The sequence below is a fragment of the Maribacter luteus genome, assembly GCF_009674825.1.
Lineage (GTDB): Bacteria > Bacteroidota > Bacteroidia > Flavobacteriales > Flavobacteriaceae > Maribacter_A > Maribacter_A luteus.
This window is the reverse complement of the sequence record NZ_WKJH01000018.1, coordinates 50,501-68,901: the sequence shown is the minus strand read 5'-3', so window position 1 is coordinate 68,901 and position 18,401 is coordinate 50,501. Positions and strand designations below refer to the sequence as shown.

Below are 18,401 nucleotides of genomic sequence, written 5' to 3'. Positions count from 1 at the left end.
TACTATTGTATGGCTATACCATATGAACATCATATTTGGAAATCAATCCTTGTTATATCACTTGGCCTATTATTTAATTCTTGCCAATCAGACAACACTGTCCTATCTGCAAATTTTGTACAAGATTTTGAGAATCCACCATCGGCCTATAAACCCATGCCTTTTTGGCATATGAATGGCGAGCTCACCACCCAAGGTATTCAAAAGCAAATGAAAGATGCCAAGGAACTGGCTGGTTTTTCAGGAATAAGTGTTCTGCCTTTAGCCCCAAAAAAAAACGGGAAACCCGGTACCATGCCTAAGTTTCTTACTCCCCAATATATAAACCGTTTTCAGGATGTTCTAAATACTGCTGAAGAATTGGATATGCAAGTTATTTTATACGATGACAACGATTTTCCTAGTGGAATGGCAGGAGGTAAAATGGGCGAACTGTTTCCCCAACATACCATGAAACGTTTAGATAAAGTGGAAAAATTGGCAAATGGACCTTCAAATTTCAAGGATAAGATACCAAATGGCAAATTACTTTCCACAGTTGCAATGAACCCAAAGACCTTGGAGCGAATTGTACTTAACGATTACATCAAGAATGGGATATTAGTATGGAAAGTACCCAAAGGGTCATGGAAAATCATGTACTTTACCTTGGTCAAGGATAGTTATCATAAAGCATTTCCTGTAGTAGATTATATGGACACTACAGCGGTCAGGGAAATGATAAGTATGACCTACGATGTATATAAAGAGAACTTTGGATCCTATTTTGGTAACACCATTAAAATGACCTTCTTCGATGATGTAGGCTTTTGGAAACACCCAAGAACCTGGACAGGTCTTTTCAATGATAAATTCGAGGAAGTGAACGGGTATGACCCAAAACCATGGTATCCCGCATTATGGTACAATATAGGTCCGGAAACAGAAGCTGTACGCCATGCCTTTTTCAATACACGTGCAGAATTACTGGCCGAAGGTTTCCCCAAATTAGTTGGGGAATGGACAAAAAAAAACGGACTGAAAGATACAGGGCACCCACCAGGAAATTATGACCCAACACCAATTGATATGAATGCGGATATTTTTAAATTTTATAGGCATACCGCTATTCCCTTGACCGATGCCATCATTGGATATCAATTCGGACAAAACGGACATAAACTTATTAGTTCGGCAGCAGATTATTATGACAAACCGGTAGTAGCCACGGAAATATACGGGGCTTATAAAGAAAAAACATTTGATTCGTTAATGCTTTACAGATCTGCTATGGACCTTTTCTCCCGTGGCGTGAATTTTGTGATTCCTCACGGTATGTGGTATAACCCCGATCAAGTTTACATTTCACCTTTAGTTTCCCCATACAGTGAAAAGTTGGCTCCTGCCCTACCCGATTATTCCAATTTCGTAGGCAGGTCTTGCATGTTATTACAAGGCGGGAAACGGGTAGCGAATATTGGTGTATTGTATCCCTTTGAAGAATTGGCCGGTTGGTACCGTTTTGAAGATCCTAAAAATCCACGACAGGGTTTTTTCATTTCCCCAGAAACAAATTACCAAGAAATCAGTGGTTTGTTGACCAACGACCTGCGACAAGATTTCACCTTTATACATCCTGAGTACTTTTTGGATAGTAAATATGAAATAGCTAATGGTTCTGTGCTCTTGAACAATCATGAAAATAAGCAAAAGTACGATGCACTCATACTTACCGGTTGCAAAATTATCTCATTGAAAACATTGGAGAAAATAAAGAAATTTTACGACAAAGGTGGTTTGGTAATCTCTGCCGGACAGTTGCCTTTTAAATCTTCAGAAATGGGACAGGATGAAAAAGTCAAGGCATTGATCCTTGAAATTTTCAATATAAACCCTGAAGTTAGTGCAATTACCGAAATTCATGTTAGTGACAATACTTCGGGCGGCGAGGCTATTCATATTCCCAACCCGAATGAAAAGAATTTATCCGAAGCCCTAAAAACACATGTGGTTTCCGATGTTGAATTTTCACCAAAACCGGTCCTATCTTCAGAGTTGGGTAAGTTTAATTACATCCATAAAATAAAGGAAGGCAAGGATATTTATTTCTTTTCCAATTCAAGTGACGATCTTATAGAAACCGAGGTAACTCTAAAAGGCAAACTAGACTTATACCAGGCCAACCCACATTCCGGAAAAATAATGCGTTTGGACAACACAAGCCATTTCAAAATAAATAACAACATATTTACCAAAGGTACATTAACCCTAAAACCGGTTAGTACTACTTTTTGGGTCTCAAACCAAAATTCAAAATGAAAATAAGAAAAGAAAAATTCGTTTTAGCTTGGGTGTTTTTTACTCTTTTAAGTTGCAAGGAAGAAGTAAAAAAGGAACCGATCAATGAATCTGAAAAACCGAACATTGTTTACATCTTAACGGACCAATGGCGCAGTTCTGCCTTCGGTTATGCCGGTAATCCAGATGTTAAAACACCTAATTTGGATGCTTTTGAAAAAACAGCGGTAAACTTTACCAATGCGGTATCGGTTTTACCTGTTTGTACTCCGCACAGAGCATCATTATTGACCGGTAAATTCCCAACAACGACTGGAATGTTCGTAAATGACCTGTATTTACCTTCTGAAGAACTAACCATGGCAGAAATTTACAAAGCCGAAGGTTACAACACGGCTTATTGGGGTAAATGGCATTTAGATGGTCATGGCCGTTCCGCTTATATTCCCAAGGAAAGACGTCAAGGTTTTGAGTATTGGAAAGCATTAGAATGTTCGCACGATTACAATAAGATGCCTTATTATGATAATGATGATACCGAATTAAAGTATTGGGGCGAATATTCGCCTTTTGCTATTGTTGAAGATGCCAATCAATATTTAGCGAAACATGCGAAAGATGCTGCGCCGTTTTTAGCAGTATTATCTATTGCCACACCTCATTTTCCTCACCACACCGCACCTCAAAAGTATAAGGATATGTATCCACCTGATTCTTTAACCCTAAATCCAAATGTTACTAAAAAATTTGAAAAACGTAGTAGAGAAGAATTGCAAGGTTACTACGCACATGCCACTGCAACTGATGAGGCCATTGGGCTTTTGTTAAAACAAATAGATTCTTTAAATCTTTCTGACAATACCATTATTGTGTTTTCGGCCGACCATGGTGAAATGATGGGTGCCCATGATGTAAGACCTTTTCAAAAACAGTTGGCTTGGGACGAATCAGTACGTGTGCCTTTTTTAATTAAATGTCCAGGAATAAACAAACAAAAAGGATCATTGGTAAATGCTCCTATTAATACACCTGATATTTTACCCTCACTATTAAGTTTATCGAATATTAAAATTCCTGAAGGTATTGAAGGTGAAGATTTATCCGAATTAATGAAAAATCCTGATCCGAATGCCGACCGTGCTGCTTTGGTCATGAATGTTGCACCTTTTGCAGGTAGTTACAAAAATCCTCCATATAGAGCTATTAGAACCAAACAATACACATATTCCAAGACACCAGATGGGCCAAATATGTTCTTTGATAATATTAGCGACCCATACCAGCAAAACAACCTACTTGGTAAGCCTAAGTTTAAAAAACTTCAACAAAAGTTAGATAGTACCTTGAACGCAAAATTAACTCAAATTGGCGATGAAATTAAATCCAGGGATTATTACCTAAATAAGTACAATTACAAATTTGATGTGAAAAAACCCGCCATTCCTTATTGGGAGTTTGATAATGGTAAAGGTGTGGTACAATCTCCAAAGCCTGTGTTAGAATAATAATCCAAATGAAGAAAGCCATTAAAAGTTATCGGTTATGCATATAACAACATCCTTTTTCTATGGTCATCAGAATATACTCAACAACAAGGGATTTTCAAAATTCCCAATGTTCATTTGTACCGCGATTCTAATGTTCGGCTGTAAAACAGGGACCTTGGAAAGAAATAAGAATTATAATAAAAAACCAAACATTGTATTTCTTTTTGCCGACGATTTAGGTTGGGTAGATGTTAGCACTGGTAATACAAATGGCAATAGAGGATCCAAGATTTATGAAACACCCCAAATAGATAAATTAGCATCCCAAGGGATATCTTTTACCAATGCCTACACCAATCAAAACTGCGCCCCCACTAGAGCTTCGCTTATCAGTGGTCAGTATCCTACAGGAATCGATAATCAGGTATATAACGTAGGGTCCTTAAACAGACAAGACCAAAGAACACAAGGGTTCCCTAATTTACCTATAAAACCGTTTAAGCAACAAAAAGTAATTTCGGAAGACGGAATCAATATATTCGATGTCTTTAAATCGCAAGGTTACCAAACCGCCTTTGTTGGTAAAAGCCATGGTACGCCACATCCTTTAAAAGGCGACTACGGTATTGATTTACCTGCAGACATTCATCATATCATTACTGGTTTTGTTCAGGGAGAAAAGACAAAGTCCTACTATTTAGCATTAAATTCCGATAACGTAGGATGGACTTTTGGCTCAGAATATGTTGATAAGTACGCAAAGCCTTATGACCAAGAGTATATAGATGGGGTCCTTAAGCCATGCAATACCCAAAGTGAGTTGTCACTTTTGAAAGCAACCCCTAAACACCTTACAGATGCTATTGGCGATTTTTCAGTAGATTATATTAAAGAAAAAGCGAATGATGAAAGGCCTTTCTTTTTATATGTCCCATTTCATGCCGTACATTCCAATGTCGTAGGACGAAAAGATCTAACTCAAAAATATCTAAAAAGAGGTTTAAGCAAGCGTATTGCGGAATATGCTTCGATGATCGAGCTCTTGGATCAAAACGTTGGAAAAATAAATAGAGCTTTAAAAGATCCTAATGGCGATGGTGATTTTTCCGATGATATTACCAACAATACCCTTTTTATATTTTATTCCGATAATGGGGGCATTTACAGAAACGATCCGCTTACAGGTATAAAGGGCCATTTGAATGAAGGTGGTATTAGAGTTCCCTTAATTGTTTGTTATCCAGATATAATTCCAGAAAATACAATAACCAGCCAAGCGGTACATTCCATAGATTTTCTACCTACACTGGCAGATTTTGCAGGAGCAGATATTTCTGAACTGAAAAAAAAAGATGGTAGTAAACCTCAATATGACGGTGTTTCTTTTACAGGCATCCTTACAGGTGAAGAAACACGTTTGTCAAGAACCAACTTATTTTGGCACCTTCCTGGATACATGGATGAACGTTTTTCCCCTTCAACAGTTATCCAAAAACGTTTTGGAGATGATTATTATAAGCTCTTTTATTTTTATGAAACGGAAGAATTTACAATGTACCACTTGAATAAAGATATATCAGAAAAAACAAATCTTTTAAAGAATCCAACTTCAAAAAATTTGGAAATTGCTTTAAATATGAATACTGAAATGTTAGCGTGGCTAAAAGCTAATAACGCACCTACTGGAACTTGGGTTGAAAATGGTGGGAAAGTACCCTATCCAAAAGGTAATGGAGTTTTAAAATACAACAATTGAAAATAGTAAAATGAAAAAAAGTCATTTAATTTTAATCCCTATAAGCTTTATCGCTATATTGCTTAAAGGGTGTTTGGGCAATAATCGTTCTGATTCAAAAAGGCAGGATATTGTTAAAGTAGAAAATGTTGACATCCAAAGCCATCGGCCAAATATCATTTTCTATCTAGCTGACGATCAAGATGTATATGATTATGGCTGTTATGGCAATGAAAAAGTAAATACGTCTGCGGTAGACCAACTTGCCAAAGAAGGAATGTTGTTTAAAAATGCCTTTACAGCGCAGGCCATTTGTGCTCCCAGTAGATCCCAACTTTTTACGGGTGATTACCCTCTTAAAAATGGATGTTTTGCAAATCATACCTCTACAAAATCAAAAATAGAGAGTGTAACCACACGAATGCGAAAATTAGGTTACGATGTTCTTCTTGCAGGGAAAAGCCATGTAAAACCTTCGAGTGTTTATGATTGGGATAAAGAATGGGAACCAGTGCCCAAAAAGAATGTTCCAAGGTATTATATTCCTTTGGATAGTATAGAAAGTTATTTCAAAACATCAAAAAAACCGTTTTGTATGTTCATCACATCAAAATATCCTCATGGGAAGTATTTTGATGTTGAAAACCCGAATGTCGACGATATTAAATTTTATCCTTTTAATATAAATAAAAAGGATAATCCAGAATATGTAAAATCTAAAGCAGGTTATTACCGAAGTATTGAAGAAGATAATACGCAAATAGAAAATGTGTTAGACTTAGTAGATAGGTACTTAGATGACAATACACTATTTATTTATAGTGCAGATCATGGTGTCTCCGGAAAGTTTACGGTCAAAGACATCGGTTTAAAAGTGCCATTTGTAGCACGTTGGCCAAAAGTAATTAAGCCTGGGACTACATCAAATCAGTTGATTCATTATACAGACGTTTTACCAACATTTATCGAGATCGCAGGTGGTAAGGCCACGGAGGGTATGGATGGTAATAGTTTCTTACGACTTCTACAAGGAAATGATGTTCAAATAAATAAATACGTATATGGAGTAAGAACCAACCAAAATATTTTAAATTCTGAGGTTTTCCCTTCAAGAATGATTCGTGACAATCGATATAAATACATCCGAAACTTTAATTCTTTGGAAGTAGTTGAACAAAATCTAACAGGAAAACCCAATGTAGATTACTTTATTAAAAGAGGGGCTAATGCCTTTAAAGATGAACCTCTTGAGGAATTGTACGATTTGGAGAGTGACCCATTTGAGCAAAATAATTTGACCCAGAACCCAGAATTACAATCTGTCAAAAAAAAATTGAAAAAAGATTTATTTAGTTGGATGGAAGCCCAAGATGATTTCTTGAGTGAGTCCACAGGCAACATGCCAATAATAACCCCAAAAGGAAAAAAAGGGTTTAAACTGGACCAAGACACCCCAAGAAGAAAAATAACAGACTCCCTTAAAAATACCTTACACGAAGGAGATTATATAATTATTGAACATTGGTAAAATAACATTTTTAAAATGAATAAATCCTTATTATACGCATTGGGCCTATCCATGCTTCTTTTATCTTGTAAAAATCAAAAAGGGATAACCAAGGTCACACAAGAAAAAAAACCTAGGAACATTTTGTTCATTGCTGTTGATGATTTAAGGCCCGAACTCAATTTTTACGGATCCAAACATATCCAATCGCCAAACTTGGATAAATTGGCCGATCAAAGTTTGGTATTCAATCGGGCCTATTGCAATGTCCCGGTATGTGGAGCTTCAAGAGCGAGTTTACTTTCCGGAATGCGCCCAACTAGGCATCGTTTTATAGATTATAGTACAAGAGCTGATATTGATGTCCCTGATGCCATTTCTTTACCAAAACTCTTAAAACAAAATGGCTACACCACGATTGCCAACGGAAAAGTTTATCATAATGGAAAAGACAACGTTTCTTCTTGGAATTCCATATGGTTTCCAGAGGGTAATATTCGTAACTATCAATTAGAGGAAAACATTAAAGATAATGGCAACGCTAATCTAGCTGTGGCAGGAGCCACTGCTTTTGAAATGGCAGAAGTGGAAGATACCGCATATTTTGATGGTAAGATCGCCCAAAAAGGGATAGCGGATTTAAAAAAACTGAAAAACAAGAACAAACCTTTCTTTTTAGCCTTAGGTTTCATGAAACCACATTTACCATTCAATGCACCCAAAAAATATTGGGATTTGTATGACAGGTCAAAAATTGAATTGCCCGAAAGTTATTTACAACCGGAATCTACCCCAAAAGAAGCCTTCCATAATTTTGGAGAATTACGTAATTATGGAAACATTCCTAAGCAAGGTGATGTTCCTGATGATCTTGCCAAAGAATTGATTCATGGTTATTATGCCTGTGTAAGTTATGTTGATGCGCAAATTGGTCTGGTCTTGGATGAATTGAAACGCTTGGAATTAGAAGAAGATACTATAATAATTTTATGGGGAGATCATGGTTGGAATTTGGGAGACCACAAGTTGTGGTGTAAGCATGTCACTTTTGAAACAGCGTTAAAAGCGCCATTGATAATAAAAGTCCCAGGAAAAACCAAAGGTCAGAAAACCGATGCTATTATAGAATATATCGATATTTACCCAAGTTTGGTCGAGCTTATAGGTATAGAAAGCCCAAAAACGCTTGACGGCCAGAGTTTTGTCCCTATTTTAAATGGGGAGACTCCAGAAAAAGACTGGGCCGTCAGTAAATTCAAAGATGCGGTCACCTTAATTAAAGGTGATCTGTTTTATACAGAATGGACAAAAGACGACGGTGTTGCGTACGCCCGTATGCTATTTGACCATTCCACCGATCCTTTAGAATTACACAATTTAGCTAAGAAACCTGAGTATCAAGATACCATAAATCAATTAGCCAAGGATTTAAGAATTAAATGGGGTGAAGATTTTTTAAATCAATGAGTTATAACCAGTATAATATGACCGTAACTACCTGTTAAGATGTTAAAGCTTGTAGTTCAGCAAGAATTATGTGCACTCTTGAATTTTTTTAGAGGATTTAACAAATATATACAAAGCAAAAAATAACATTAATAATGAAAATAATCAGAAAAAAAACATTTATAGGATACCTTCTTTTTGTATGGTTCGGCCTAAACAACCTAATGGGCCAAGAAAAACAAAATGTTGTCGTTTTCCTTGTCGATGATTTAAGGACAGAATTGGGGTGTTATGGAAATGAAATGGTCAAAAGCCCCAATATTGATAAGTTGGCCAGTGAAGGCACATTATTCAATGGTGCATATAGCCAGCAAGGTATATGCGCTCCTTCACGTATAAGTATACTTACTGGTTTACGCCCAGAAACAGTAGGTATTTATGATTTGTTTACACCTTTGAGATCAGTACAAAAAGATATGTTGACATTGCCTCAATATTTTAAAGAGAACGGTTATAAGACCGTAAGTGTTGGTAAAGTTTATCATCATGGTAGGGACGATATGGAAAGTTGGACTAATTTTTTTCAAAAAGAACCGAATTCCTGGGCTGCGCAAAAAAACTTAGATCTTATTGAACAATTCAAAAAAGAAGGTCGTAAAAACACAAGGGGTCCTGCCTTTGAAAAAGCCGAAGTGATGGATGAAGGTTATAAAGACGGACGTGCAACCCAACATGCCTTGGAAACCTTAAAAGAGCTTAAGAACGATAATTTTGTAATGTTTATTGGGCTTACTAAACCGCACCTACCCTTTAATGCTCCCAAAAAATACTGGGATCTTTACGATAAGGAAATGTTCAAGGTTCCATCAAGGAAGAAGCCCAAAAACATGTACGCCAATGCGCTTACGAATTGGAACGAACTACGTGCCTATTATGGTATTCCAAAAGAGGGGCTTTTGGACGATGAACTTACAAGGGATTTAATACATGGCTATTATGCATCTATTAGTTATATGGATGCGCAAGTAGGTAAAATAATGTCCATGCTAGACAGTTTAGACCTAAGAAAGAACACCCTAGTAGTTTTTATGAGCGATCATGGTTATAAAATAGGCGAGTATGGAGCATGGTGCAAGCATACTAACTTTGAGTTGGATGTTCGCGTTCCCTTAATTATAAGCAACAATTTTAGCGGAAGTCCCGAATACGGTCAAATTTCAGAAGCCTTAGTTGAAAATGTTGACTTATTCCCCACCCTAATTGAAGCCTGTGGGCTAAAAATGCCCAAATTGGATGGAAAAAGTTTATTGCCATTGCTTAACAACCCTAAAATGGAATGGAAACATGCGGCTTATAGCTTATACCCAAGAGGTAGAAAAACCATGGGTTGTACGGTAACGGATGGTGAGTGGCGTTATACAGAATGGCGAGATAGTGATACCCAAGAAACCAAGGCTGTTGAATTGTATTGGAACAAAGAAGCCAATCGGGTCGCCACAGAGAATTTTGCAGGTCAGGACAAGTACATTCAAATTGAGGAACGAATGAAACAATTATTGGAAATACGATTTCCAAGAAATCGCAATTCGTTCTACAACTAAAAAACCAATCATAAATTGTATTATACCTAGTATCGATTTAATGAACTAAATCTGTATTTGGCAATTAAATCGATACTATTTTTGCTTTTTTAGATTTTTCGTTAGACTATATAAGCAAGCCTTTCAACTTAAAAGAATTCAAATTCAGAATAAATAATATCCTAGAATCCAAAAAGAGGTCTAAAAGACAAATTCTCATCTAAGGATAGCATTTTGGAAATTGATGCTACATTAACCACATTGGACGAAGATTTGTTGAAAATAGACTTTAAATCGTTGAAGACAACCTATCTAACGAACTGTTCGATATTAGTATATTCTGTGAATAGTTGGGTATAAGTCGCGCTACGTTATTCACAAAGACAAAAGCATTGACCAATTTTACCCCGAAAGTATCCATACAGGAAATAAGACTTAAACATGCCTCGAACCTCCTCGAAATAGGTAAGCTAAGCATTACGAAAGTGGATTATAAAGTAGGTTTTAAAAAGGCCGAAATATTTCAGACAATGTATTAATTAAAAGTATGGGTTAACCCTTTCGGAATATGCCACTAAGTTTTCATCAAACAATGCAAGCTCATAATAAAAAGGCGGTTTGAAACATTTCAAACCGCCTTTTTATTTCTTATTCCCTAACCTATTACAACGCCTTTCCCATAACGGTATACATTCTACAATCTTTGGGTGCGTCACCATCACTGTTTCCTGCCATTATAATACTTTCCCCTGCTTTTGCAATCCTATGGAAAATAGACATAGTTACCTTACCTACATTTATATTATCTCCATTGTCCTTATAGTCTTTTAATAAAAATGCTGGTACAGGTACCGTATCATCGTGTAATACATAAATGTGCATATCGATTCCTGCTACGAATTGCAGTTGATCCCGTGCCCAATATCGCTTATCGGAATTAGGTGTTCTAATATATTCCGCTCCGTTCAAATATTTGGGAATTACCGTGTAATTATGTTCCATATCAGTATACGCCCTTTTACCCCAATGCATGTTTGTTCTAAGCACTGCTTTGCCATCTCCTGTATAGCTGAACTTCTTAAACAATTTACTTCGGTTCTTTATACCGGGGACATATTCTGGCATTTGGGGTATATGTGCCGGCACAGCTTCCTCTTTATACACATTTGTATACACTTGAGGAAGTTCGGTGGTCAAACCTTCTCTAATATTCAAAGGTTCCGATTTCAGTGTAACACTCGCCGGTTCTAATCCCGACTTATTGGTTGTAATGGTTACCTCACCTGCCTCTAAAAGTGATTTTACGGCTACACGATTGATTCCTGCCTCGATATCCAAATACAGGTTATTAGTTGAATTGGGCTTTCCACTGTTATAACCTCCACGCCATATAGCAGGACCTGAAATCGTAAAATCTACACGTCCTTTTGCCAAAGGGCACCTTCTACCTTGTTCATCGACTACTTCAACATCGATCAGGGCTATATCTGACCCATCTGCTTGCCAACCTTTTGGGCCTAGGATCGGGGTTAACTTGAGGGCAACAGGTTCCCCAACAGTAACTTTGGTTTGGGTAGTACACAATTTATCATCGATATATCCTTCTGCCTTAATCTCCCCTATCTCCCATTCTACATTGGAAAACTTATATTCATATCCATTTTTTGGTGTACTATCGGTGCTTATCAATTTATCGTTCACATATAGTTTTACAGCAGCACAATTAGAAATTACATAGATATCTTTTTGGGTATTCTTTTCATAATTCCAATGCCCAATAATGTGCACTTGGGGTTCTGGTCTCCACATGGCCTTTACCGCATAAAAGGCCTCTTTGGGAAGACGTACAGCGTCTACTTCCCCACTGGCCCTAGTTACTTCAGTAGGGCAACGTCCTCCATGTGGACCATCGGAAAATACCCAATTCGCGCCTCCAACATGATATGCTTTTTTACCCATTTTATTCCACCAATGGTCAACTTCCCTAACGGCAAAATCTTCTGAACTTAATTTATAGGTGTTTTTATCTATGTTAGGATGGCTCCAAAAATTATCATCGGGTGAATACTTGTCCCAAATACGTCTTGGTGATTCATCTCTCATATATTCGCTCTCAACTATCGGTAAATCTTCATATTCACGCTCCCACCCTTCTGTACCAACTTCAATGGACACGTAACCTTCGGAATCATTCATTACATCTGCACGTCTATTCCCCATTAGCCGCTTTCCTTTCGGATCATAAGTTTCAATGACGTTTAGTATCTGCTTATAATGGGCTTCTGTTTCTGCCCAATTACCACCTTCCCATATGAATATTGATGGGTGGTTACGATAATATATGATCATGTCTTTAAAGGCCTTGATTCTAATATCCCAAGTCTCACCTTCATCTTGCGATTCTCCACTGACTCCAGGCATTAAGGTTGCAAAACCATATTTATCACCCATGGAAATTTCTGCAGGGGACCCTGCGCAATGCCCCCAGCGTATAAAATTACCTCCTGCTTCGTCCATTAACCTAAACGTATAATCGCGCAACCAATCTGGCAAAGCTGCTCCCAATCCTGCCCATGAATTCGTTGGCTTTTGCCCCCAACCGTGTAATTTCGTATATTCCCCATTGTTCCAAAACCCGTTATCCTTATTAAAGTCGAAAGTTCTAATACCTAAAGGGGTGTTATAGGAATCAATGGTTTTACCATCTAACTTTAACACCGTTTGCACTGTATACATATAAGGATTTCGTGTATACCAGCGCTTTGGATTTTTTAGGGAGGTAGTAGTTGAAAAGGTTACCTTTTCCCCCACTGCAATTTTTTGTGTCGTATTTGAAGTTGCTACTATTTTCTTTTCGTTATCAATAATTCTAGCTTCAAAAACGACATCCTTTATTTCTTTATATTCATTATGAACTTCTGCCGTAACCGTAACATCGGCATTCGTATCACTAATATTTTCTGCATATACATAAGTACCTACAGTTTCCAGATTATCATATAGCGGTAAGGTAATATGAAGTGGGTCCATAACATGTAGAAATACGTTTCTATAAATTCCACCATGGGTTGGGTGCCAATGTTCATGATTCCACACCAACGGGAAATTATCCCTAAAATGATTCCCTCGATCATTATTTACTTTTACCGCAACAATATTCTCTGAACCAAATTTCAGATAAGGGGTAAGGTCATATCCAAAAGGGATGAAACCCGTTTGATTTTGACCTAAATAGTTACCATTGATATAAACATCGGCTATTTGTCGAACGGACTCAAATTCAATATATACTTTCTTACCCTTATCCGTAGCTGGCAATTCAAAGTGTTTTCGATACCAAACAGTACCCCTCCATTGGTTGTCCTCACCATTATGGTGACCATGGCTTAGATCATCAAAGGTATCTATATCGTTAAACGTATGTGGACAACTAACCGTGTTCCATGAAGCATCATCAAAATTTGGATCTTCCGCACTTTGAGGGTTGTCTTTTATGAATTTCCAGTCTGGATTAAAATTATATTTAATCCTATTTCCTAAAGACGTTTCATCACTTACTTTTATTTGTTCTTCACAGGAAATTGACCCCATAAGGAGTAAAAATATTAGAAATAATACATTTTTAAATTTAGGTTGAAACATTTTGTACATTTAATTTTTTGACAAAAGATCAATAACAATTAAAACCCGAACTATATTATATATGAATAGTACAGGGTTATAAACAGATAAGACCCTTTTAATTATACCGAATAAACTGTAAACTAAATTAGTGACTAAAAAAACAAAAACTGTACTGGGGTATCCTGAACAAGGTAATGTAGTAATCAATGCAAACTTACCATTCCTTGAAAATGGTCAAATCCCCGAAAAAATCGAGACGTAATTAAACCTGTAAATCTACAAGCATGAATCTTTTAGGTATTGTTCCTGAAATTTAGAGGCCACTTTTGGCAAGCGATCTATATTTTCCAGGGGGCAAACCTGTTTTACGTTTAAACAACCTATTGAAATAAAAATCGGATTCAAAGCCAAGTTCATCTGCAATTTCTTTTTGGGTCTTTTGGGTATTTAAAAGAAGTTCTTTAGATTTCTCGATCTTTAGCAATAAATAATATTGTTTTGGAGATGCCCCCGTCTGGGTTTTAAAATCCGATCTGAATTTAGAATAGCTAACACCTAATTTCAATGCTATTTGTGTTAAATCAATAGATGTGTTAATATTCCCATACATTATCCGTTTGGCCTGAGATACCATAGAGTCCAGGTTTTCAATATCATTGCCTCTATTTTTTATATTATGTAGTTCGGCCATGAGCTGAAGGCAAACTCCCGATGCAATGCGTTGATAACCAAATGGCTCTTCATCAAACAGTTTAAAAAGCTTGTTGAAATAATTTAAAACATTACTTCTATTACATTTTGGGATTATGGGCTCATTCGGGCGAAAAAAACCATTACTGAAAAATTGCTCTGCGACGTAACCGGAGAATCCTACCCAACGCTCTGTCCAACCGGTTTTTCTTAAAGGCTTATACCGATGCCATACCCCCGGAAAAAGCAAAAACAGATCGCCATCGGAAATTTTTGTTTTCCCTACTTCCTTACTTTCAAAAATACCTTCTCCGTTAGTTATCAGAACCAAGTGAAATTCGTTTAGAACACGCCCTTTGTCCCATGTAAAAACGTAATTGTCCGGATGATCATTAGAAGGATAGTCCGTATTCCTTTCAACAACAGTTCGTCCCAAATTATTTATATAGAACCCCCATTTTTTGTCTTGATCAAAGACCATCAGATATTTTCTGTACTTATTTTTCATGTCATTTTGTACAACAAATATATCAGTTTATCAATTGGGATTCTGAAATTGATTCTCGAATTTTATAATATTCATACCAACTATTTTAGATAATGATACTTTTTGGTAAAATTATCTCTGAATAGGCATGAATATGGATTCATAGAGCATTGGAGTCTATGTCAAAGAAAAACCTATGAGAAAATCAAAAAATACATTTTACTTAGAACTATGAAACATCAATTAAGCTATCTCGGTTTATTAAAACTATGTATGTTTCCAACGGCTTTTTTAATTATATTTTTAACAAGTTGTGATTCTTCATCTATTGATATATCATCAGATTTGAAATGCGAGTATCGCACAAACCCTTTAGGAATAGATAATAGGGAGCCCAGATTAAGTTGGAAATTAATTGATGCCAATAATATACGCGGGCAAAAGCAAACCGCTTATCAAATTCTAGTTGCGAGTACCCAAAAAAATTTGAACAACGATATTGGTGATATGTGGGATTCGGGGAAAGTCGAATCCGATAAATCGGTAAATGTTATTTATGGGGGTAAAGCTGTAGAATCTGGTCAACATTATTTCTGGAAAGTAAAAATTTGGGATGCCTTTGGTAATGCAACAGATTGGAGTGATACAGGAAAGTTCTCAATGGGCCTGCTAAATAACGAAGATTGGAAAGCGGAATGGATACATAAAAAGAATCAAAACAAAACGGACCATAATTGGTATAGAAAAACCTTTTCGCTAAATGACAAGGTTAATTCGGCCTTTGTCTACGTGGGTTCTTTCGGTTACCATGAACTTTATGTAAATGGTAAGAAAGTGACCGAAAATGTCATGAATCCGGTATCATCATATATGAAAAAAAGAATTCCCTATTTAACCTATGATGTTTCTGATTTTCTTGACGAAGGGAATAACGTTATTGCTATTTGGCATGCTGCCGGTTGGGCGCGTTGGGATCGAATAATCGAATACCGAAATCCGCCTTTTATATTTAAGGCACAAGCAAATATCATAACCGAAAATAGTCAAATAGATATGGGAACAGACGAATCATGGAAATGTAAAAAAAGCCATACATCTTATTACGGTGATTGGGACATTCTTGCTTTTGGAGGCGAAACCATTGATGATAGATTAAAAGAAGACGATTGGAACACCGTGGGATACGATGATAGTCATTGGGGTAATGCCACCATTTATAACCACCAAAAACTCAATGAGGAAATGGAAGAAATAAATGATATGTATGAGGTGATGGAGGATAAAATAATAGGAAAAGGAAAGTTTAAAAATAGACTTTACAGTCCAGTAACAGCACAATTGAGTGCCCAAATGGTAGAGCCACAAGTAAAATACAGGGAACTAACCCCTATTAAAATCAAAGAGAATGAAGATGGCTCATACCGTATCGATATGGGAGAAAATTATACTGGTTTTTTTGAAATGAACCTTTATAATGGTGTAGAAGGTGATTCTATTTTGTTTGATATTAGTGATAGAGAAGAAGTACGTTCCAATTGGAACCAAAAGAGTAAATACATCTACGGTAATTCTGGAAAAGGAACGTTTGCCAACAGGTTTAATGTGGCCGGTGGTCGATGGATTACAGTTTACAATTTAAGTTACAAACCTCAAATTAAAGACATTAAGGGTTATGTGGTAACCAACAACCGCAATATTATTAGCAAATTCGAATCTTCTAGCCAACTACTTAATCAAATCTATAAAATAAATTTAGATACCTATATAGCGAATACTATGGACGGCATTTTGGTCGATTGTCCACATCGTGAAAGACGTGGTTGGGGTGAAGTTACCGTTGCGGCTATGTATGGCGATGCCTTGCCAAATTTTGAAAGCGGTGCTTATATGGACCAATATCTACAATATACTCGCGACGCCCAACTTCCAGACGGACAGATACGTGCTATTGTAAACGAAAACGACAGACCATTTTTAATGTGGAAAGCGAATAGCCCTTTAACCGTTTGGGAAACTTATAAAGTGTTAGGCGACAAAAAAGTGCTTCAAGATAATTATGCTTCTATGCAAAAATGGATGGAATGGATGTATGAAAACTCTAATTATGAAACTGGAGGGGGGTTAATTGCAGGGGATCGGGGTAAAAGAGCGTTCCCAGGATTAGGAGATTGGTGTACCCCAAGAGGCAATTTCTGGTCGAGTTTTAATTCACCCGAAGCACTGCATTTCAACAATTGTACGTACGCCTATATGTTAGATAATGCTGTCAAGATAGCTACAGCCCTTGGAAAAGCAGATGATATAAAATTATATTCCGATAGATTAAACATACAACGAAAAGCCACACATAATTTATCCTATAATAATGAAACTGGAAAGTATGTAAACGGACAACAGGTTGACCAAGCTTTTGCCCTTTTAGCCGGTGTAACACCAAAATCCGAAAAACAAAAAGTATATGATAATTTGGTAGATGATGTACTTTATAAATTTCCTTATTACGATACGGGCAGTTCTGGTCAAGCCTTGTACACACGATATTTTATTGAATCGGGTGAGCGTATGGATTTAATTTACGAACTCCTGCAAGATAAACACCACCCAAGTTATGGTTATTTTATTGAACAGGGGAAAACAGTATGGCCAGAACGTTGGTCTGCAGTGGGTGTAAGTCAAATTCATACTTGCTATACAGGAATTGGTGGTTACTTTATAAAAGGGTTTGGTGGTATAAGACCAAATCCTGAAGGCCTAGGCATGCAAAACATGGTTATAAAACCTGCTACGGTAGGTGATTTAACTTTCGCCAATACGGAATATAAATCTATGTATGGAAATGTGGTAGTAAATTGGACTAAGAAAGATGATGGAGCTACGTTTCATATTGAAATTCCTGTAAACACATCGGCTAAAGTATATATTCCAGCTACTACTAATAAAGCTGTCATCGAAAGTGGTTCAGCTACTGAAGACGTGGACGGCATAAGCTATATGGGTTCAGAGAAAAGTGATGCGGTAGGTAATTATGTAATTTACAAAGTGGAATCTGGGGTATATGATTTCATAGTGAACGAACTTCCCATTACCACATATCCTAGACCCTTACATCAATCAGCTAATTTGGCTTTAATAGGAAGAATGAATGCATCATCTATGGTGATTCAATCTGAAAAACTTCCAGTTTTTGAAGCATTTAGGGCAAATGATGAAAACCATGAAACCCACTGGAAGGCAAATAACACTGAAAACGAATGGCTGGAAGTCGAGTGGGTAAAACCTCAAAGGTTTAACCAAGTTGTGTTAGATGAATTCAATGAGAATATTGCAAGCTATAAAATTCAATACTTTGATAATGGCAAATGGTATGATGTAGCTGAAGGTAAGAGTTGTGGGGTCAATAATAGTCACGATTTTGAAACGGTTACAGCTTCAAAATGCAGATTCTTGGTAAATCAATCCAAGAGTAATCCGGCAATTTCAGAATTTAAGATTTACCATAAACAAATGGATTCTATAAATATAGATTAATCGTTATTTAAAATTAAGGGTTAAATAAAAAAATAGAAAT

At 36.7% G+C, this 18,401-nt stretch carries 10 protein-coding genes; 8 read left to right on the top strand and 2 right to left on the bottom strand.

The features are described from left to right. Positions 1–9: 9 nt before the first annotated feature. From GJ691_RS11615 to GJ691_RS19900, 7 genes are all read left to right on the top strand, one after another. Entirely contained in the window at positions 10–2,298 is a 2,289-nt protein-coding gene (locus tag GJ691_RS11615; RefSeq protein ID WP_154367037.1) for a glycosyl hydrolase, read from the top strand. Beyond that, a complete protein-coding gene (locus GJ691_RS11610) occupies positions 2,295–3,782 on the top strand; it encodes a sulfatase family protein (protein ID WP_154367035.1) in 1,488 nt (495 codons plus the stop codon). Before GJ691_RS11615 ends, GJ691_RS11610 begins: the two co-directional genes overlap by 4 nt. 37 nt (positions 3,783–3,819) lie before the next feature. Continuing rightward, complete coding sequence (locus GJ691_RS11605; RefSeq protein WP_154367033.1) at positions 3,820–5,520, top strand: sulfatase-like hydrolase/transferase; 1,701 nt, start codon at positions 3,820–3,822, stop codon at positions 5,518–5,520. Between the two features lie 10 nt (positions 5,521–5,530). Beyond that, positions 5,531–7,027 carry a sulfatase family protein gene (locus GJ691_RS11600; protein WP_154367031.1) on the top strand — a complete coding sequence of 499 codons (1,497 nt, stop codon included), beginning with the start codon at positions 5,531–5,533 and terminating at the stop codon, positions 7,025–7,027. A 15-nt stretch (positions 7,028–7,042) separates the two neighbouring features. Beyond that, the gene (locus GJ691_RS11595; RefSeq protein ID WP_246200166.1) at positions 7,043–8,473 is read left to right on the top strand and encodes a sulfatase; all 1,431 of its coding nucleotides are present in this window, start codon (positions 7,043–7,045) and stop codon (positions 8,471–8,473) included. A gap of 134 nt (positions 8,474–8,607) precedes the next feature. Then, the gene (locus GJ691_RS11590) at positions 8,608–10,053 is read left to right on the top strand and encodes a sulfatase (RefSeq protein WP_154367029.1); all 1,446 of its coding nucleotides are present in this window, start codon (positions 8,608–8,610) and stop codon (positions 10,051–10,053) included. Positions 10,054–10,382: 329 nt separating this feature from the next. Then, positions 10,383–10,571 carry a helix-turn-helix domain-containing protein gene (locus tag GJ691_RS19900; protein WP_154367028.1) on the top strand — a complete coding sequence of 63 codons (189 nt, stop codon included), beginning with the start codon at positions 10,383–10,385 and terminating at the stop codon, positions 10,569–10,571. 124 nt (positions 10,572–10,695) lie between these two features. Here the strand turns inward: GJ691_RS19900 and GJ691_RS11580 are convergent, their stop codons facing one another. Then, positions 10,696–13,623 (bottom strand): glycoside hydrolase family 2 protein, encoded by a 2,928-nt coding sequence (locus GJ691_RS11580; RefSeq protein WP_179955108.1) that lies wholly within the window; start codon positions 13,621–13,623, stop codon positions 10,696–10,698. Positions 13,624–13,969: 346 nt separating this feature from the next. Next, positions 13,970–14,854, bottom strand: coding sequence for an AraC family transcriptional regulator (locus GJ691_RS11575; RefSeq protein ID WP_154367024.1), 885 nt, complete (start codon positions 14,852–14,854; stop codon positions 13,970–13,972). A 210-nt stretch (positions 14,855–15,064) separates the two neighbouring features. On the opposite strand from GJ691_RS11575, the gene GJ691_RS11570 reads away from it, so the two are divergent. After that, a complete protein-coding gene (locus GJ691_RS11570; protein WP_154367022.1) occupies positions 15,065–18,361 on the top strand; it encodes a family 78 glycoside hydrolase catalytic domain in 3,297 nt (1,098 codons plus the stop codon). Positions 18,362–18,401 lie beyond the last annotated feature (40 nt).